Origin of the sequence: Anaeromyxobacter sp. PSR-1 (genome assembly GCF_000964525.1) — a bacterium.
GTDB lineage: Bacteria > Myxococcota > Myxococcia > Myxococcales > Anaeromyxobacteraceae > Anaeromyxobacter.
This window is the reverse complement of record NZ_BAZG01000005.1, coordinates 1-17,473: the sequence shown is the minus strand read 5'-3', so window position 1 is coordinate 17,473 and position 17,473 is coordinate 1. Positions and strand designations below refer to the sequence as shown.

The following is a 17,473-nucleotide window of genomic DNA, read 5'->3' as shown; positions in this document are numbered from 1 at the left end:
CGGAGCGGAACGAACAGCGCGGGCCGCCGCGTCAGGGCTGGACGACCGCGGCTCCCCGGCGCCGGAGCCAGCGCGAGCCGACGAGGAGCCCGAGCGTGACCGCGGCGAGCACCCACATCGAGACGAGCCACTCGACGGCGGTAGGGAAGTAGCCGAACGACAGCCCCGGGCCGCTGTACGCAGCGGGCAGCGCCGCGAACTCGGGCTGCACGAGTGGGGCGACGATCAGGTTCACCGGGACGGCCATGAAGCCGAGCACGACGAGCCCTGCGGCGGTGGCCAGCGCCCTGCGGGACGGCACGCGCCGGGTCAGCAGCCAGACCGGGAGCGCGAGCCCGAACAGCACGTGCACGAGCCAGAGGCTCCAGGAATGACGGCCGCCGAGCAGCGTGCGGACCGACTCGGCGCTCGCGGTCGCGCCCGAGGAGAGGATCGTCGCGACGTTGACGACGACGGCGAATGCGCCGAAGAGCACGAGACCGAGCACGATCCGGCCCAGCAGCCGCATCGTCTCGGTGTGCGCGGCGGAGCCCCGGTCCGGCGCGGCCAGGGCGTAGACGAGCGTCACCATGGCGGAGCCGATGACGAGCGAGGACAGCAGGAAGAACAACGGGAGCGCCATGCCGCTCCACAGCGGCCGCGACGACTCGACGCCGAACACCGCGCCGACCACGGAAACGAGGACCGCGCCGAACGGGATCGTCAGCACCGAGAGCTGGTGCGCTCGCCGCTCCGCGGTGGGTTCCGACTCCGCGCGAAGCGCGAAACGCAGCTCCGTTCCCAGGATCACGAGGTAGATGGTGTGCAGCCAGATCATCCATGTCATCGGCGCGCTGAAGTTGGGCGTGACGAAGGTGCGCCAGAAGCGCGGCAGATGGCCGAGATCGAGGCCGATCTGGGCGAGCGCTCCGAGTAGCACGATGCCGCCGAACAGCAGGACGTGCTTGCGTGCCGTCTCGAGCCGCTTCATCCCGAAGACGTGGACTAGCCCCGCGAAGACGACGAGGGTCCCGACCTCCAGCCAGACGAGGTAGACATATACACCGACCCAGAGTCCCCAGGGAACGTAGGAGCCGTAGTCGGCATGGCGGTGACCGGTCAGCAGCCGGAAGACGACCGCGGCGCCGCCGATGACGAACGCGGAGACGGCGATCCCCCAGTGGCTCTTCGTCCTGACATTCATCGATTGTCCCCTTCGGCTCGACGCACTCAGCCGCGGCAGACCGCACGAGCCCGTGCGTGGAGCGCAGGTCTTTGCGCAGCACGCGTCCGCCACCATGCGGTGCAACGTCGGGACGTCCGCTGTGCAATCCGCGGCGCCGCGGCGCCGCGGCATGGCGCCGCAGCGCGCCCGCGCCGATTTCGTTGGGTAATCGCGAACGCGCCGGGCTTCCGCCTCGCGGCCTGCGGCGTCGACGTTTCGTGAAGGCAACTCGACCGCGGCCGCCCCTTGCTCCACCGTTTCGATGACGAAACGAAACGGAGCTCGTGCGCGCGCGCAGACGCGCAGGTCAGGTCGTCTCGTCCTCGGGCTCCGGCTCCTGTGCAGCGCCCTCGCCGCGCAGTCGGACCCACAGCGCCTTGCGCGAGATCCCGAGGAGCGACGCCGCACGGGCGCGATGGCCGCCCGCGCGCTCAAGCACGCGCCGAACGTACTGGCGCTCGAACCGGGCCACCGCGCTCGCGAGCGGCTCGACGCGCTCCTCGTCCTCGGGGCCGTCGAGCGAGGGGGCCGATCCCGCGGCCGCCGCAATCGCGGGCGGCAGGTGCTCGAGGCAGATCACGCCGCCGCGCGAAATCGCGACCGCGCGCTCGAGGGAGTGGATGAGCTCGCGGACGTTGCCCGGATACCGGTACGTGGCGAGCGCCGCGAGCGCCGCCGGGTCGATCGGCGGGACCGGTCGACCCTGGCGCGCGGCGATGTCCGTGAGGAACTCGCTCACGAGGATCGGGATGTCCCCGGGGCGCTCGCGCAGCGTCGGCACCTCGATGTCGACGACGTTCAGCCGATAGAATAGGTCCTTGCGGAAAGCCCCCTTCTCGACCGCGTCGGCGAGATCGCGGTTCGTAGCGGCGATGATCCGCACATCCACCTTCACCGAGGTGCTCGTCCCGACGGGCTCGAAGGTCGATGTCTCGAGTACCCGCAGCAGCTTCACCTGCGCGGCGACGGGCAGCTCGCCAATCTCGTCGAGGAGCAGCGTCCCGCCGTTCGCGGCCTCGAAGCGCCCGACGCGCCGCCGGTCCGCCCCAGTGAACGCCCCTTTCTCGTGGCCGAAGAGCTCCGCCTCGATGAGGGTCTCCGGCAGCGCGGCGCAGTTCACGACCACGAAGGGCTGCCCGGCCCGGCGGCTCCGCTCGTGGATCGTGCGTGCGCAGAGGTCCTTCCCGGTGCCGGTCTCGCCGCCGATGAGGACGTTGACGTCGCTGGCGGCGGCCGCGTCGATCCGGTCGAGGAGCCTGCGTGTCGACGCCGAGATTCCGTGGATGGACCTGCCGCCGCGCGCGGCGGAACGGTCCTTCGCCCCGGCCTCCATCGCCCTCCGGAACGCGAGCTCGTCGCGCACGCGCCCGAGCCGGAGGAGCAGCTCGTCCATCTCGAACGGCTTCTGGATGTAGTCGCGCGCGCCCTCGCGCATGACTGCCACCGCGTCGTCCACCTCCGCGTGAGCGGTGAACAGGAGGATGGCGGCGTCGGAGTGGAGCTGCCGGATCCGGCGGAAGAGCGCGATGCCATCCAAGCCGGGCAGCCGAACGTCGGTGAGGACGATGTCGAATCGCTCCGCCTCCGCCGCGCGAAGTGCGGCGACGCCGTCCGCCAGGGCCGCGACCGCGTACCCCGCCTTCGTCAGCGCGTCGCGAACGGTGATGCGGACGATGCGATCGTCCTCCACGAGCAGGAGCTTGGTCGGAACGCCGGGCACGGGAACCATCCTAGTCCGGGGCGGGCCCTCGGCACCACGTTCGGAGCGCGGTCGAAGGTGCGCCCTTGACACCGCGGCCGCGAGGACGAACGGTTGATGGGGGCACGTCATGAAAGCTTGGATACTCGTCGCTTCGGCATCCGTCCTGGCAGGGGCTGCGTCCGCGGCCCCGGGCCGCATGCAAGATCCGCCCGGAAACATCGGCGTCGATCAGCCGGGGGGCGTCTCCGCAAAGGAGCGGCACACAGCGCGGGACGCCACGGACACGCTGCGTGGCGGCGGTCGCACCGATGTCATAGCCGGTAAGCGTGCGGCGAGGCGTGCGTCCGGTCCGGCGATCGTCCGTCCGTCATCGGCGCGCAGCACGGTGAAGGAAGGGAGCCCTGCGCGCGCGAGCTTCGGCGGTGCCGAGTCCGGATCGAACACGGTGGTCGCGCCGTCGCAGTCCAGCACGGGTCCAGCCCATGTTGATGGCTCCGGCTCGACCGTGCTCGGAACCGACCTCGGATACGGAACGGGTACCGAGCCCGTGGCCCCTTCCCGATGACTGCCTGCTGATGTGCTCGGCGCCTTCACATGGATCGATGCTTCAGGCTGGCGGGTGACGCGCCCCTCAGGGCGCGTCACCCGCCGATGGCCGCGAGGCTCCGCGTGGTCCCGTGGCATCCCGCGCCGAGGCGGTGAGCCGCCGGCTTCGATTGGACGAGGCGAGCGAGTACGCCCGCGAGGTCGCCGGCGTGCGCGTCCGACGCGAGCCAGCTCCGGAGCGACACGTCGCGGTCTCCGAACAGGCACAGCTTCAGCGCGCCGCGCGACGAGACGCGCAGCCGGTTGCAGGCAGCGCAGAACCCCGCGGTCGAAGGCGCGATGTACCCGACGCTCCCGGCGTGTCCGGCGCGCATGTACTCGATCGCCGGCCCGTCGGTCGGCGCGCGATCTCGCGCGAACCAGCCGCGCCGCTCCAGCTCCGCCGCGACCCAGGCCACCGGCACGTGATGCGCCGCGAAGAACCGCGAGTCGCACCCCGTCGGCATGAGCTCGATGAAGCGGACGGCGATGGGGCGGCGCTCCGTCCATTCGACGAAGCGGTCGAACTCGGCCCGGTCGAGACCCCGGAGCAGGACCGCGTTGACCTTCACCGTCCCGAAGCCCGCGGCGAGGGCGCCCTCGACGCCACGGAGCACGCGCTCGAGCAGTGGCTTGCCCGTCACGGCGCGGAACCGCTCGGGGTCGAGGCTGTCCACGCTGACGTTCACGAACGCGAGCCCCGCGTCCCGGAGCGCCGGGGCGAGCCGCGAGAGGCCGAAGCCGTTCGTCGTGATGCCGACGCGACGGATGCCCGGGACGCCGGAGATTGCCGCGACAATCTCGGCGAGGTCCCGACGGAGCGTCGGCTCGCCGCCGGTGAGCCGGACCTTCTCCACCCCGAGCGTCGCGAACGCCACGACGAGGCGCCGGATCTCGTCGATGGAGAGCGGCGCGTCCGCCCCCGGGGCCGGGCACCACCCGCCGGGCAGGCAGTACGCGCAGCGGAAGTTGCACGCGTCGGTGATCGACAGGCGCAGGTAGTTGAAGCGACGCCCGAGCCCGTCTCGCAGCTCCACGGTGCTCCTCGATTTGCCTCGGAACTGCCGCGGGACGCAGCGGCCGAGGGGCGAACGCACCCCTCGGCCGCGGTTCGAGCCGGATGCCGCGTCAGAAGGAGTACTGCGCGAAGAGGCCGACCTCGTTGTACTTGCCCTTCGCCCCGGCGACGCTCGAGCCGATGGTCCCGTTGGACGTCGACAGCGTGCCGTCCTTCACCTGCTCGCCCTTGTAGACGAGCGCCAGATCCAGCGGCTTGACCGGCTTGTACTGCAGGCCGACGTTCCAGTAGTAGTCCTTCAGGTCGGACTTGGTGTCCTTCTTGGGCTTTACGTAGTCGAACCGGCCGAAGAGCGTGAAGGGCTCGACCAGCTCGACCGAGGCCCAGGCCGAGCCGCCGATGGCCTTGTCCATCGGGACGGTCACGTCGGTGACGATCTTCTTGTCGTAGTTCTTGGCCAGGAAACCGGTCACGCCCACGCGGGCCGGACCGCCCACGAATGCGATCAGCGCGTCGTAGCGGCTGGCGGTGCGGGGCGTCGGGGTCCCCACCACGTTCTGCCCGAGCTTGCCGCCCTGGGCGCCGATCGCGAGGGTCAGCTCCTTGACCGGGCGGACCGAGACGCGGCCCTCGACGGTGGGGGACTGGGTGCGGGTCGGGTCGCCGTAGCCGCGGCCGTTCACGGCGGAGACCGCGTAGGTGGCGAGGCCGTCGACGAGCTTGCCGGACAGGTGGAGGCCCCAGTCCGCCGAGGTGGCGACCTTGATGCGGTCGACGAGGATGTTCTCGACGTACCGGAACCCGTACAGGTCCTCGACGAAGGGCACCCAGGGGAGGTCGGCGGAGCCGGCGCGCAGGACGAGCTCGGGACCGGTCTTGCCCTCGATGTAGGCGTGCTTCACGAAGATATTGTACTTACCGTTGACCTCGTTCCCGACGTCGGAGCGGATCCGCGCCGCGAAGTGCTCGTCGAACGAGTGGTCCACCGTCAGGTAGAAGCGCTTCAGGTCGAGGTTGGTGCCCACCAGCCTGTCCGCGGCGAGGTCCGTCCCATCGTCATGGTTGTCGCGGTAGGTGAAGTCGGCGTAGGCCTTGCCCGAGATCTTCGTGGTCGGGTCGGCGACGGCGGCGGAGGCCGCGCCCACCGCCAGGACCGCTGCGAGTGCGTGCTTGAGGCTCATGGTGTTCGTTTCTCCCGTGTCGGCAGTGAGCCGTCTGGTTCGCCCGGCGCTCGTGCGCCGGGAATGTCGCGACTGGCGCGGGAGGAACGACGTTCTGCCGCAGCCGGCCCCCTGCGCGAACGACCGCCGGCGATCCATGAACGTCGGCTCCTCGGCCGAGCGACGCGCATAGCAAGGCATGGTCCAGGGGAGGAACCGGGCGGATCCGGGCAAGTCACCCTGGAGGGACGTTTCGAAAACGAAACATACTGGCCGCCGCATGCGCCAAGAGCGTTACGGCGAGGAAACGGGATGGGCCACGCGGGATGACCCGAGAAGCTCGCGCGGTCCGCGAGATCGCGTGAACTTATCGTGAAGCTCGTCGCCGGTCGGCTCGCGGAGGGCGCCGATGCGCACTGAGATCGACACCGTCAGCACTGGCGAAGAGGTCTCGACAGACCCTTCACCAGACAGTCGAGCCCTCATGTCCACACCGATGACTCGCCCCTCACCCGGCTCCTCATGCTCGAGACGCTCACCGCGGGCGAGCGCTGCGTCTGCGACCTGCAGCGCATCGTCGGCTCGGACCTGTCGACCATCTCGAAGCACCTCGCCCTCATGCGCGTGGCAGGACTCGTCGCGGATCGACGGCAGGGCCTCCAGGTGTTCTACTGGCTCCGCGTCCCTTGCGTCATGAGCTTCCTCGACTGGTCAATGCGGTGCGCGCCGGTTCGGCGGATCCCGCCGGTGCGTCCGCTGGGCGAGGGGATGCCCGCGGAAGGCTGCGAAACGTCACGCGTTGCCCCTCACGAGCACCGCGGGTTCGATGGCCGCGCCCGGCAGCAATCCGGATCCGTCGCGCCGCGCGGCTCCACCGCCGTGACCCGGCCACGCGCGTCCAGGGCGACGCTGCAGCACCCCTCCACGAGCTCGCGCAGGCGATGCCGACCGCGCTGAACACGCGACTTCATCCCCGAGAGCGAGATACCGGCAAGACGCGCCGCCGAGAGCTGGGTTTGCCCTTCCAGCTCCACGAGCGTGATCGCCTCGCGGTACGGGGAGGGAAGGCGCGCCACGAGCGGGGCAAGGTTGGCGGCCAGCTCGCGTTCGTCGAAGCCTTCGTCCGGCTCGACGGGAGGCACCGCGGGCTCGTCGCCGAGCGATCCGGTATCCGTGGGCGAGAGCTCACGCCGCGCGCGGCTGCGAAGCTCGTCGACGATCGCGCTGCGCGCCACCTGGTACATCCAGGCCGAGAACCTCTCGTCCTCCCGGACCGCGGAAAGGCCTCGGTGAACGCGCAGCAGGATCTCCTGAAGCACGTCCTCCAAGTTGCCGCGAGCAACACGACGGGCGACAAACCGCCGGAGCCGATCCTCGATGGCTCGCCACGCTGCGCGGTTGTCGTCTCGGTCCATCATCAAGGTCGTGCCGACCCCTCCTCACTCACGCACGTGGAGCACGGTTCGGCTTCACGCCCTTGATCGACGCCGACGCGACGAATCGCTCCGCTCCGGTCCCCGGCAACCACTCGCCGATCATGGCGCGGCTCGCCTCGTCCACGCGCACCGAGGTCTCGACGAATCCGGCGGCGTCCAGCCAGCCTCGGAGGTCGTCCACGAGCGCCGCGCCCGCCACGCACCCCATGTACGCCGCGACCCCTTCCCCGATCTCGCAGGGGAGGGGCGCGGTCGCGACCACGTCCGAGAGGGCGATCCGCCCTCCGGGACGGAGGACCCGGAACACCTCCCGCAAGACGGCGGGCTTGTCCGGAGAGAGATTGACGACGCAGTTCGACAGTACGACGTCCACGCTCGCATCCGCGACCGGGAGGTGCTCGATCTCGCCGAGGCGGAACTCGACGTTTTGGGCGTCGAGCTGCTTCGCGTTCGCGCGGGCGCGGGCGACCATCTCCGGCGTCATGTCCACGCCGATGACCCGCCCCTCCGGCCCGACCTGCTTCGCGGCGAGGAAGCAGTCGAAGCCGCCGCCGCTGCCCAGATCGAGGACGTCCTCGCCCGGCCGCAGCGCCGCGATGGCCTGGGGGTTCCCGCAGCCGAGGCCGAGGTTCGCCCCCTCGGGCGCCGCTTCGAGATCCGAGCTCGTGTATCCGAGGGCGAGGCTCGTCGTCGGACTCGCCCCGCAGCAGCCCGTACCGCAGCCGCACCCGGAGCCCTCAACCGCGACCCTGCCGTAGTGCTCTCGCACGGCCTGCCGGATCTCGTCGTTCCCCTGATCAGTCATGGTCCGCTCCTTTTCATATGCTGGTAGACGCCGGACCGGGCAGAAGGACGCGGACGGGGGTGCGGCACGGGGTCGCATCACGGAGCACCCGCGCAGGAGGTGTTCATCGCGCTGCTACGCTCGAGGCCTGTTTCAGCGGCGCGGCTTGTCGCCGGTCGCCTTGCGGAGCGCGTCCTGGAGCGGCGACGGAGGCGGAGGGCGACCATGGCGGCGGGCGTTTCTGCCGATGACCCCGGCCATCCGCAGGAACACATATACGAGCACGACCAGCGACGTGGCGACGATGATCGTCAGCGCTAGCAGTCCTTCTGGCTGAGCGGTTTCCATGTGCCGCCAATACCGGCCCACTCGGCGGCGTGCGCTGCCAAGCGGGGTCGCGTCGGGTGACATCTTGGTGTCACGGGCTCGCTCGACCGGCCGGACTTGCCTCGAGCGTGCCTTCATCGTAGATTGCCGATTCCATGGCACCTCATCTGACGAAGGTCCCGACCTGCGGTCCCGCGCCGGAGTCGAACGATGAGCCCGACCTGAGGCCGGTCGAGGGTGCCGAAGCAGACGAGGAGTTGGCGCTCCTCGCGAAGGCGGTCGGCCACTCCGCCCGCGTCCAGATCCTCCGCCTGCTCGCCCGGAGAGAAACGTGCATCTGCGGCGACATCGTCGACGAGCTTCCGCTCGCGCAGTCGACCGTTTCCCAGCACCTCAAGGTCCTCAAGGAGGCGGGGTTGATCCGAGGTGAGATCGACGGGCCGCGCGTCGGTTACTGCGTCGAGCCCCGCACCCTCCGCCGCCTCAAGTCCCTCGTCGGGAGCCTCTAGATGTCCGAAGCCACCCTCGTCGCGCCCCCGCGCGAAGGCGTCGCCCGCCGCCTCTCCTTCCTCGATCGCTACCTGACGCTCTGGATCTTCCTCGCCATGGGTGCCGGCGTGGCGCTCGGGTTCCTCGTCCCAGGCGTCGTCCCGATGCTCGATCGGATGTCCGTCGGGACGACCTCGATCCCGATCGCGGTCGGGCTCGTTCTGATGATGTACCCGCCGCTCGCGAAGGTTCGCTACGAGGAGCTGCCGCGGGTCTTCCGGAACGGAAAGGTGCTGGCGCTCTCGCTGGTCCAGAACTGGATCGTCGGGCCCATCCTCATGTTCGCGCTGGCTGTCATATTCCTACGCGATCGCCCCGAGTACATGGTTGGCCTGATCCTGATCGGTCTCGCCCGTTGTATCGCGATGGTGATCGTGTGGAACGACCTAGCGAAGGGCGACACCGAGTACTGCGCTGGCTTGGTCGCGTTCAACTCCATCTTCCAGGTGCTGTTCTTCTCGGTCTACGCCTGGGTGTTCATCACGGTCCTGCCGCGTTGGCTCGGGCTATCGGGCGCCGAGGTCCACATCACCATCGGTGAGATCGCGAAGAGCGTGTTCATTTACTTGGGCATCCCGTTCATCGCCGGGATCGCGAGCCGGTTCGGCCTCCGGGCGCTGAAGGGCGAGGTCTGGTACCGGAAGGTCTTCATCCCGCGGATCTCGCCCATCACCCTCGTCGCCCTGCTCTTCACCATCGTGGTGATGTTCTCACTCAAGGGCGAGACGATCGTACAGGTGCCCTTCGACGTGGTCCGCATCGCGATCCCGCTGCTCATCTACTTCGTCCTGATGTTTTTCGTGTCGTTCTTCATGAGCCGGAGGGTTGGGGCGCCGTACGGCCAGACCGTCACGCTCTCCTTCACGGCCGCGTCGAACAACTTCGAGCTTGCCATCGCCGTCGCCGTGGCGACGTTCGGGATCCACCACGGCGCGGCATTCGCCGCAGTAATCGGTCCGCTCGTCGAGGTCCCGGTCCTCATCGGCCTCGTCAATGTCGCGCTGTGGCTCAGGCGCCGGTTTTTCGCCGCTGGCGTGAACGTCGGCGGCGAGGCGCGCGTCGCGTAACCCGCTCGCGTAGGACGCTTGGAGGAGCCTCGTGTTCTCGACAGTCCTCATTCCGACCGACCTCTCGCCCGCTTCTGACCGCGTCGTCGAATGCGCAGCCAAGGCCCTCGTTCCGCTCGGCACCCGATCACTCATCCTCTTGCACGCGCTGGGCATCCGTCATCTCGATGCAATGGCTCCGGCCCTGGCGGCGGCCGCCGAGTCGAGACTCGCTGCGCAGGCCCATGCACTGAGGCAGACTGGCGTCTCCGTGGACGTGGTCACGGCTGCAGGGATTGCGCACGACGAGATCAATCGCGTCGCGCGCGACCGCCGGGTTTCGCTGGTTCTCCTGGGTTCGCAGGGCGCAGGCCTCCTGAGTGAGCTGCGCGTCGGATCGGTGACCCTGGAAACCCTTCACCGATGCGAAGTGCCCGTCCTCCTCGCGCGCGTGACGTGCGACGCGGCGGGTGATGCAGCGATCGATTGCGGCGCGCTCGCGAGGCGCGTGCTGCACCCGACCGACTTCTCCGATGTCGGCGAACGAGCGTTCGCGTACGTGCACGCCCTCGTCGAGCGCGGCGTCGAGGGCGTGTCCCTGCTCCACGTCCAGGACCGCAAGGACCGCTCCCGGATCCAGGGACGTTCCGAGCAACAGCTCGCGGAGTTCGATCAGATCGACCGCGCGAGGCTCGAGCGGCTCGCACGGGACCTGAAGGAGGCCGGAGCGCCGTACGTCAACGTCGAAGTAGCACACGGGTCCCCGATCCAGGAGATCCTCCGCAGCGCAGCCGAAACATCCGACATCCTGATCGTCATGGGCACGCAGGGCCGGGGGTTCATCCCGGAGGTGTTCCTCGGCTCTGTCAGCCATGCCGTCGCACGCTTGGCGAAAGCGCCGGTATTGCTCGTCCCGGGGCGGTCCGTCATCGACGCCCGGTTCTGACCGATATGCGTATGCCCCGAGAGAGGTGAACCGGTGAAGATCGGTGCCTGGCAGTCAGAGGCAGAGGAGCTCCGGAAGCTCGCACCGCGGCACATCCTGTTCCTCTGCGTAGCCAACTCTGCGCGGAGCCAGATGGCCGAGGGCATCGCGCGTTCACTCGCACCCGCAGGCGTAACGGTCTCGTCGGCGGGCTCCCAGCCATCACGCGTGAACCCGCTGGCTATCCGCGCGCTCGACGAGATCGGGATCGACATCCGCTCGCACAAGTCGAAGAGCGTCGACAGCATATCGCCCCTTGGCGTCGACGCGGTGATCACGCTCTGCGCTGAGGAGGTCTGCCCGGTGTTCCTCGGTAAGGCGCGGCGCATCCACTGGGGTCTGCCAGACCCTGCGAGCGCCGGCAACTCCGAGGCGGAGCAGCTCCAGTCATTTCGCGACGTCCGAGACGAGCTGCGCCGGCGCCTCACCGTGGTGTTCAAGACAGAGCGATGATCGAGGGGCCCGTTGACAGAACCCACATACAACGTCCTCTTCCTCTGCACCGGCAATTCAGCCAGGAGCATCATGGCGGAAGCCATCTTGAACCACCTCGGGCGCGGCCGCTTTAGGGCGTATTCCGCAGGCAGTCATCCGAAGGGCGCCGTGGACCCTCTTGCGTTGGAGGAACTTCGGCAGCTGAAGCTCCCACTTGACGGGCTGCGGAGCAAGGGGTGGGACGAGTTCGCGGCTCCTGGAGCGCCGGAGCTGCACTTCGTCTTCATTGTCTGCGACAAGGCTGCTGGAGAGGCGTGCCCCACGTGGTCCGGTCATCCGATCACGGCACTGTGGGGCATCGAGGATCCTGCCGCAGTCGTGACCAGTGAAGCTGCACGCCAAAGAGCATTTAGGATCGCGCTGTCGAGCCTCTCGCGCCGCATCGAACTATTCCTAGCCCTCCCCCTCGAGAAGCTCGACCGACTCTCTTTGGTTGATCGGGTGAGCATCATCGGAAGGTCGTAAGACCTAAAGGAGCACGTTTCATGCCCACCATCCAGGTGTTCGATCCCCCGATGTGCTGCTCCACCGGCGTCTGCGGCCCCGCAGTCGACCCCGCGCTGGTCCGGTTCGCCGCCGACCTCGAGTGGCTCAAGCAGCACGGCGTGAGGGTGGAGCGGTTCAACCTGTCCCAGGACCCGGCCGCGTTCGTCGGCAACCCCGTGGTCACGCAGGCCATCCGCAGCCGTGACGACGCGCTCCCGCTCCTGCTGCTGGACTGGGCAATCATCGCGCAGGGCAGCTACCCGGGGCGGGAGGTGCTCGCCGAGATCGTCGGGGTCGCCACACCGAAGAGCCTCTACACCGAGGCCGTCCAGGAGCTGGTCGCGATCGGCGCCGCCATCGCGTCCAACTGCGAGCCCTGTTTCCGCTTCCACTACGACAAGGCTCGCAAGCTCGGCGTGTCGAAGGACGACATGGCGCAGGCGGTTGCCACCGCCAGGATGGTGAAGGAGGCTCCTGCCCGCGCGGTGCTCGAGCTCGCCGAGCGTTACCTGGCAGCGAAGGTCGAGACGCCGGATTCGCCGAAGGGCTGCTGCCCGCCTACAGAGGCGGCGCCGGTGTCGCTCTCGCAGCCGAGGAAGTGCTGCTGAGGCAGGTCTTCGTCGGCTGCGCGAGCCATGCCGTCGCACGCTCGGCGTGCGGTGCGAACAACCGTCGAGACCACCACCGAGGAAGATAACGACGGAGTCGCGCAACGACTCACCGGCCAGTTCGCCCATCACGAGTCCAGAAAGATGCGCATGCTAAGCATGTCTTTGGCTCAGGGTGCGCACCCTGCAAAACGATGTTGCGCAACGTCGAGACCGCGGTCGCCGAGCTCCATCTCGACCTTCAGGTGGAGCAGGTGACGAGAGTTCAGAAGATGCTCGAGGCTGGCATCACGGGCACACCCACCTTGATGGTCAATGGCGAGATCAAGTCCGTCGGCCGGGTGCTCGGCGTGGACGCAATCAAGGCGATCCTCGGCGCTTCCCGCGCGGAGACCAGCAAGTGAAGACACCCACCCTCGTGGCCTCGCTCATCATCGCCGCCGGGATCGTCGCGATTCCGCTGTATGAAGTCGAACGGGGCGCCGAGCACAGCGGCAGCGCAACCGCCGCAGTCGAGGACTCGTCTTTCGGAGACCGGAGCAGCGGTGCCCCGATTCGTCGACCTGGGCACAACGACCTGCGCACCATGCCGGGTAATGCTCGGCGTCATGCAGGATCTGGAGCGGGACTATCCCGACTCCTCTCCATGAACGCCAGTGGACCTTCAGGGCCGCTGCGCAACTGCTGAACGTGCCGGTCGAAGTGGTCTGGCACGACCGCAGGCTCGGCATACTCCGAAGCACCCGCTCTCCGACAACCGGACGGCGCATCACGTGTCCGAGCTGCGCGCCTTTCTCGAGGATGCGATGCGTGCGTCCACGAGCCACCTCGTGTTCCCACGGCCTGACGGCAAGCCGTACGACCCGCGGACCCGCTTCCGGCTCGTCGACCACCTCCGCCGTGCCCTCTGCGCCATCGGCGACGTCGTCGGCTACGACCACTCGTGCCGTCGCGCCGGCGCGCGCGCAGGCGTATGTCGACGCGCGCGCAGGCGTATGTCGGCGCGCGCGCAGGCGTATGTCGACGCGCGCGCAGGCGTATGTCGACGCGCGGCAGGCGTATGTCGACGCGCGCGCAGGCGTATGTCGACTGGAACGCGTTCGAGATCGATGTCCTCCTTCCAGCCCAAAGACCTCGCCCGGCCGCGTGCCAGCGTAGAGCATCGTCGCCGCCGCCCAGCGCCAGGGCGCCGCGACGGTCGGCGCCGGGAGCGCGGCGAGGAGCGGCCGGACCTGCTCGCGGCGGAGCGTCTCGTATTTCCGCTTCGGAACCTTCCGCCGCTTCACCCACTGGACCGGGTTCTCGGTCGCCCAGAGGCGGTGCTTCGGGTCCCGGGCGCACTCGAACATCCGGAACACGCCGGCGCGGAGGTGGTTCAGGCTCTGCGGGCCGAGCTCGCCCCGGTCCTCCTTCTCGTCGAGGACGTCGAGCTTCTCGGCGAACGCGCCGCTCGTAGCTGGCGTGAGGAGGAACGACCGGAGCGGCGCCAGGTGCTTCTCGAGGAACGCGCGGTAGTCCTCGGTCGACGAGCCGCGGCGCCGCCGCCCCTCCCGGTTCCACCACTGGTCCCAGATGTCGCCGACGGGAATGCGGTCGGGCTCGTTCTCGAGTCCCTTCGCGATGCGATCGGCGTGCTTCTCCCGCTCACGCGCGTACTCGGGGGTGGACGGCGACGTGACGCGTTGACGGCCACCGGCGCTTTGGCCATCCTGCCAAGCATCCGGGTCCACGGGAGGGACGATGGAGATCAGGGTGGTCGGCGCCGGCTGCGCGCGTTGCCGGCGCGCGCTCGAGGAGGCCGAGAAGGCGATCGCCCTCGCGGGCGTGACGGCGAGCGCCTCGCGGACGAGCGACGTCGCGGAGCTCATCCCGTTCCGCATCGCCTCGACGCCGGCCGTGTTCGTGGACGGCGTGCTGCGGTCCGCCGGACGGGTCCCGACCGCGCGCGAGATCGCGTCGTGGCTACGCCCCGCGGCGCCGGTCGACCCGGCGCCGAGCCCGACGCGCTCGCTCACGGGGCTCGTCGCGGCTTGCGCGGCGGGGCTCGTCCTCTCCGTCCTCCTCGCGGTCCTGCACGTCCGCGCGAACACCGGCGCCGCCGGGAGCTTCTGCGCGGTGAACGCCGAGATCGACTGCGACGCGGTGGCCCTCAGCCCGCATTCCATCCTCCTCGGCGCGCCGATCGCCGCGTGGGGCGTCCTCGTCTACGTCGCGATGGGGCTGCTCGCCGGGTCGGGGCTTCGCCGGGCGCGCCCACACCCGCGCTGGCCCGCCGGCCTCCTCGCGGTGGCGGCGGGGGCGGGCGTCGTCGCGTCGGGCTGGCTGGCGTGGCTCAGCGAGGTCCGCATCGGCGCGTTCTGCATCGTGTGCGCCGGGTGCTGGGCGGCGAACGTGGCCATCGCCGGGCTCGCCTGGCGCGCGACCTCGTCCGGCGGGGGGTTCGGCCCGTGCCTCGCTGCGGATCTCGCCGCGATGCGCCGCCGCCCGGCGCACGCGGCGACGGCGCTCCTCGGGGTCGCGGGGGTCGCGGCCGCCCTGGCGCTCCTGTACCCGCCGTACTGGAAGGGGCCGTGGTGACGGCGAATGCGCCTGGAGCGGACGCCTGCCGGGAGCTCGGTGAGCGCGTGCGCGCGTTCCTCGGTCCGTTCCTGCGGCGGCGCACGTTCGCCGCGGGCGACCTGTGTGGCGCGGGGCGACGACGCGGCGATGCTCGTCTCCATCGAGACCGGGCGCATCAAGATTCATCGCGTCCTCCCGGAAGGCGAGGGCGTGACGCTCTACCTGTTCGGCCAGCGACACGTTCGGCTTCATGCCCTTCCTCGCCCCTCGCCCCTCGCCCTCCTGGGCCTCCTCCGGGTCGACGCGCGCTCGATGCGATCAAGGCCTCACGGAGCGCCCGTCGCGCGAGCTCGCCGCCGCCGTGGGGGTGGCGCCCGAGAGCTTCTCCCGGGCCGCCAGCGCTCGTGAAAGAGGGCGTCATCCACCGGCTCGGGCCGCGCCGCCATCAGATCCTCGATCCTGCCGCCCAGCGCGGGGCTGCCGAGCGCTCGAGGATCGGGCTCTGACGGACCTCCGGCTTCAATCTGAAGCGAGTGCGTGCGAGGCGAGCTCGCGCAGGAGCCGTTTCGTGGCGTCCTTGTCCGGGAACGAGATGGCGTCGCCCGGGCACGCGGGCGCGCACTTGTCGCACAGGACGACGCACCGATCCGGCGCGACCACCCGCGCGACCCCCTCCTGCTCGTCCAGCGCGTAGACGCCGTTTGGGCACTCGTCGAGGCACGCGCCGCATCCGCTGCAGCGCTCGACATTTACGGTCGGCGCCCAAGGGATGCGCTCCCTCGGGATTCCCATGAACGTTCGGAGCTGGACCATGGGACACCTCAACCCGCGACGGGATCGGGCCGATCCACCGCGGCGCGAATCTTCGCGAAGACCGCGTCGGTGTCCTCCTGCGCCATGCTGATCGGGATCCAGTGCTCGCGATCCATCGGCACGCCGGCGCGAGCGAATCCGTCCCGAAGCAGCTTCTCCTGACGCTTCTCCGCGCACGCTGGGGTGACGACGGTGAGGTCGGGCCGGAGCACCCGGGCCATGAGCCGCTCGCCGTCCTCTTCGCACAGGCGCGGATGCAGCGCCATGTACTCTATCCCCTCCCCGAGCTCCAGACGCACGCGCTCGGCGAGCGACCAGAAGTCCACCTTCTCCATGCTCGGACACGAGCCCGAGCACGTGCAGAAGAGGACGGCCTTCGCCTTCGCGGGAAGCGGTCCGGTGTCGCTCATGACGTCCTCCTGTCCTCGCGGCAGTCGCCATCGACGCGAGGCTCTAGTTGGCATTTTAGCCAACTCCTTCACCCGGCCCGCTGCGGCAGACGACCACGCCCCCTCGGAGGAGACTCATCCGACCGCGCCGGCGCGAGTGACCGGCTCAGGCCGAACCGTGAACACACGAAGCCGCCGCATTCGAACCTCGGCGAACGTGCAGCCTGCCAAGTATGCCCAAGGAGGCGATCTACTCGCCGACCGGCAAGAGCAGGAGGAGGCGCGGCATGCGGACGAAGCAGCCCCCCGAACGGTCAAACGCGCCGGCGCACTCCTAAGATTTCGTCATCGCCGGCGGCAAACAAATTGCCGGCGAGCTCGTTCGGCTCCCCATTCTGACCGGATCGCGTGCGCATTCCCGGCTCTCCAGAGATCCACACAGTTGGGCACTCTGTTGAGGTTTCGGTTGGTTGCCCAAACGAGCGAGGCGGACGCAGAGGCTCTTAACCAAGCCTGCACTTCCCCCTTCAACTCCTATGGAAGCTCCATAACCACGGTTACCTTGTGGTCGGCGCACGGAATCGTCGCGCTCGAGCTTCGTTGAGTTCGCCTCGGCGGCCGACGATCAGGCTCACTCGACCATAATCGCCAGCGCGAGGGGCACATTCTTGATCAGGCACCTCTTCGCGGTGCAGACGCTGAAGGAGAACGTCCCGGCGAACTTCGCTGGCCCCTTCTTCTCGGGAACGAACTCCACGGCGAAGTCCGCTGCGCAGGCGTCGTTGGAGTCGTCCTCGCAGAGCGTCTTCTTGCCGGCGGTCAGTTTCAGGCGCACTCCTGCAAACTTGAGTGCCTCTGCGCCGTCGGGCTTGAACGTCACCGGGTACTCGGGGTTCACGTGGTAGCCCTTGTATGCGGTGACCGTTAACGTGACCGCGCCCTTCATGCCGGCCGCGTACGGCGCCTTGCTCGCCAGGCCAACCGCGTACTCGTCTGCATCGAGAGGCGTGGCCAGGACAACGAGAGCCATGAACAGTGCCGGGAACATGACACGAGGATAGCCGGAAGGCTTCACCGAGCACCACCTGCAGCGTCATCTGCCAAGCTGGCACCGCGCGCTGGCCGCTCCTTCCCTCTTGCTTGAGACCCGACCCTGCTTGGCCATCCCGCCAAGTCCGTCGCGGGAGATCGGTGTCCGGAGCGCGCTCCTGCACCTCGCCGCCGATGCAGGGGCGTCCGGAGCGGTGGTGGTGGGCGGCGCGCTCATGTGGCTCGGGTTCCCCGGGGTCGACGGTCGCCTCGGTCCGCAACGCGCACAAGGGCGTGA

18 protein-coding genes and 2 pseudogenes are annotated in these 17,473 nt (G+C 69.2%); 9 read left to right on the top strand and 11 right to left on the bottom strand.

Annotation, left to right across the window (positions count from 1 at the left end; translation table 11 throughout):
• Positions 1–31: 31 nt before the first annotated feature.
• The 4 genes from nrfD to PSR1_RS01620 form a co-directional block, all read right to left on the bottom strand.
• The gene (gene nrfD, locus PSR1_RS01635) at positions 32–1,183 is read right to left on the bottom strand and encodes an NrfD/PsrC family molybdoenzyme membrane anchor subunit (protein ID WP_059435904.1); all 1,152 of its coding nucleotides are present in this window, start codon (positions 1,181–1,183) and stop codon (positions 32–34) included.
• A gap of 328 nt (positions 1,184–1,511) precedes the next feature.
• A complete protein-coding gene (locus PSR1_RS01630; protein ID WP_160308991.1) occupies positions 1,512–3,104 on the bottom strand; it encodes a sigma-54 dependent transcriptional regulator in 1,593 nt (530 codons plus the stop codon).
• A 443-nt stretch (positions 3,105–3,547) separates the two neighbouring features.
• Positions 3,548–4,528: a GTP 3',8-cyclase MoaA gene (gene moaA / locus PSR1_RS01625; protein ID WP_059435902.1), complete on the bottom strand. Its 981-nt coding sequence runs from the start codon at positions 4,526–4,528 to the stop codon at positions 3,548–3,550.
• Between the two features lie 91 nt (positions 4,529–4,619).
• Entirely contained in the window at positions 4,620–5,690 is a 1,071-nt protein-coding gene (locus PSR1_RS01620; protein ID WP_059435901.1) for a hypothetical protein, read from the bottom strand.
• A 501-nt stretch (positions 5,691–6,191) separates the two neighbouring features.
• Here PSR1_RS01620 and PSR1_RS24335 point away from each other — a divergent pair.
• Positions 6,192–6,356: pseudogene (locus PSR1_RS24335) on the top strand (ArsR/SmtB family transcription factor); the annotation flags it as partial.
• Positions 6,357–6,475: 119 nt separating this feature from the next.
• Here the strand turns inward: PSR1_RS24335 and PSR1_RS24330 are convergent.
• From PSR1_RS24330 to PSR1_RS23690, 3 genes are all read right to left on the bottom strand, one after another.
• Positions 6,476–7,084: a sigma-70 family RNA polymerase sigma factor gene (locus PSR1_RS24330; protein ID WP_160308990.1), complete on the bottom strand. Its 609-nt coding sequence runs from the start codon at positions 7,082–7,084 to the stop codon at positions 6,476–6,478.
• A gap of 28 nt (positions 7,085–7,112) precedes the next feature.
• Positions 7,113–7,910: an arsenite methyltransferase gene (gene arsM, locus PSR1_RS01610; protein ID WP_059435899.1), complete on the bottom strand. Its 798-nt coding sequence runs from the start codon at positions 7,908–7,910 to the stop codon at positions 7,113–7,115.
• A 132-nt stretch (positions 7,911–8,042) separates the two neighbouring features.
• Positions 8,043–8,237 carry a hypothetical protein gene (locus PSR1_RS23690; protein WP_152643267.1) on the bottom strand — a complete coding sequence of 65 codons (195 nt, stop codon included), beginning with the start codon at positions 8,235–8,237 and terminating at the stop codon, positions 8,043–8,045.
• Positions 8,238–8,371: 134 nt separating this feature from the next.
• Here PSR1_RS23690 and PSR1_RS01605 point away from each other — a divergent pair, with 134 nt between their 5' ends.
• The 7 genes and pseudogenes from PSR1_RS01605 to PSR1_RS01575 all read left to right on the top strand — a co-directional run.
• Positions 8,372–8,725, top strand: coding sequence for a helix-turn-helix transcriptional regulator (locus PSR1_RS01605; protein WP_059435898.1), 354 nt, complete (start codon positions 8,372–8,374; stop codon positions 8,723–8,725).
• Positions 8,726–9,832, top strand: coding sequence for an ACR3 family arsenite efflux transporter (gene arsB, locus PSR1_RS01600; RefSeq protein ID WP_059435897.1), 1,107 nt, complete (start codon positions 8,726–8,728; stop codon positions 9,830–9,832). It abuts the gene before it with no gap.
• 31 nt (positions 9,833–9,863) lie between these two features.
• A complete protein-coding gene (locus PSR1_RS01595; protein ID WP_059435896.1) occupies positions 9,864–10,757 on the top strand; it encodes a universal stress protein in 894 nt (297 codons plus the stop codon).
• Between the two features lie 33 nt (positions 10,758–10,790).
• On the top strand, positions 10,791–11,249 hold the full coding sequence (locus PSR1_RS01590; protein WP_237757780.1) for an arsenate reductase ArsC: 459 nt from the start codon (positions 10,791–10,793) through the stop codon (positions 11,247–11,249).
• A 12-nt stretch (positions 11,250–11,261) separates the two neighbouring features.
• Positions 11,262–11,756, top strand: coding sequence for an arsenate reductase ArsC (locus PSR1_RS01585; RefSeq protein WP_059435895.1), 495 nt, complete (start codon positions 11,262–11,264; stop codon positions 11,754–11,756).
• A 20-nt stretch (positions 11,757–11,776) separates the two neighbouring features.
• A complete protein-coding gene (gene arsD / locus PSR1_RS24935; protein ID WP_082100089.1) occupies positions 11,777–12,385 on the top strand; it encodes an arsenite efflux transporter metallochaperone ArsD in 609 nt (202 codons plus the stop codon).
• A 170-nt stretch (positions 12,386–12,555) separates the two neighbouring features.
• Positions 12,556–12,789: pseudogene (locus PSR1_RS01575) on the top strand (thioredoxin family protein); the annotation flags it as partial.
• 27 nt (positions 12,790–12,816) lie between these two features.
• Here PSR1_RS01575 and PSR1_RS23685 read toward each other — a convergent pair.
• Positions 12,817–14,115, bottom strand: coding sequence for a hypothetical protein (locus PSR1_RS23685; protein WP_152643266.1), 1,299 nt, complete (start codon positions 14,113–14,115; stop codon positions 12,817–12,819).
• A gap of 10 nt (positions 14,116–14,125) precedes the next feature.
• Between PSR1_RS23685 and PSR1_RS01570 the strand changes: the two genes are divergently transcribed.
• A complete protein-coding gene (locus PSR1_RS01570) occupies positions 14,126–14,962 on the top strand; it encodes a vitamin K epoxide reductase family protein (protein WP_059435893.1) in 837 nt (278 codons plus the stop codon).
• Between the two features lie 501 nt (positions 14,963–15,463).
• Here the strand turns inward: PSR1_RS01570 and PSR1_RS01565 are convergent.
• From PSR1_RS01565 to PSR1_RS01555, 3 genes are all read right to left on the bottom strand, one after another.
• Entirely contained in the window at positions 15,464–15,757 is a 294-nt protein-coding gene (locus tag PSR1_RS01565; protein ID WP_059435892.1) for a ferredoxin family protein, read from the bottom strand.
• Positions 15,758–15,765: 8 nt separating this feature from the next.
• Complete coding sequence (locus PSR1_RS01560; protein ID WP_059435891.1) at positions 15,766–16,167, bottom strand: hypothetical protein; 402 nt, start codon at positions 16,165–16,167, stop codon at positions 15,766–15,768.
• Positions 16,168–16,777: 610 nt separating this feature from the next.
• Complete coding sequence (locus PSR1_RS01555; RefSeq protein WP_059435890.1) at positions 16,778–17,194, bottom strand: hypothetical protein; 417 nt, start codon at positions 17,192–17,194, stop codon at positions 16,778–16,780.
• Positions 17,195–17,473 lie beyond the last annotated feature (279 nt).

Coding starts and splice junctions, on each gene's coding strand:
- nrfD (WP_059435904.1), bottom strand. CDS start 1,183: ATGAATGTCAGGACGAAGAGCCACTGGGGGATCGCCGTCTCCGCGTTC.
- arsM (WP_059435899.1), bottom strand. CDS start 7,910: ATGACTGATCAGGGGAACGACGAGATCCGGCAGGCCGTGCGAGAGCAC.
- arsB (WP_059435897.1), top strand. CDS start 8,726: ATGTCCGAAGCCACCCTCGTCGCGCCCCCGCGCGAAGGCGTCGCCCGC.
- arsD (WP_082100089.1), top strand. CDS start 11,777: ATGCCCACCATCCAGGTGTTCGATCCCCCGATGTGCTGCTCCACCGGC.
- PSR1_RS01630 (WP_160308991.1), bottom strand. CDS start 3,104: ATGCGGCCCGGGGCCGCGGACGCAGCCCCTGCCAGGACGGATGCCGAA.
- PSR1_RS01570 (WP_059435893.1), top strand. CDS start 14,126: ATGGAGATCAGGGTGGTCGGCGCCGGCTGCGCGCGTTGCCGGCGCGCG.
- PSR1_RS23690 (WP_152643267.1), bottom strand. CDS start 8,237: ATGGAAACCGCTCAGCCAGAAGGACTGCTAGCGCTGACGATCATCGTC.
- PSR1_RS01565 (WP_059435892.1), bottom strand. CDS start 15,757: ATGGTCCAGCTCCGAACGTTCATGGGAATCCCGAGGGAGCGCATCCCT.
- PSR1_RS01620 (WP_059435901.1), bottom strand. CDS start 5,690: ATGAGCCTCAAGCACGCACTCGCAGCGGTCCTGGCGGTGGGCGCGGCC.
- PSR1_RS01560 (WP_059435891.1), bottom strand. CDS start 16,167: ATGAGCGACACCGGACCGCTTCCCGCGAAGGCGAAGGCCGTCCTCTTC.
- PSR1_RS01605 (WP_059435898.1), top strand. CDS start 8,372: ATGGCACCTCATCTGACGAAGGTCCCGACCTGCGGTCCCGCGCCGGAG.
- PSR1_RS01555 (WP_059435890.1), bottom strand. CDS start 17,194: ATGTTCCCGGCACTGTTCATGGCTCTCGTTGTCCTGGCCACGCCTCTC.
- PSR1_RS24330 (WP_160308990.1), bottom strand. CDS start 7,084: ATGGACCGAGACGACAACCGCGCAGCGTGGCGAGCCATCGAGGATCGG.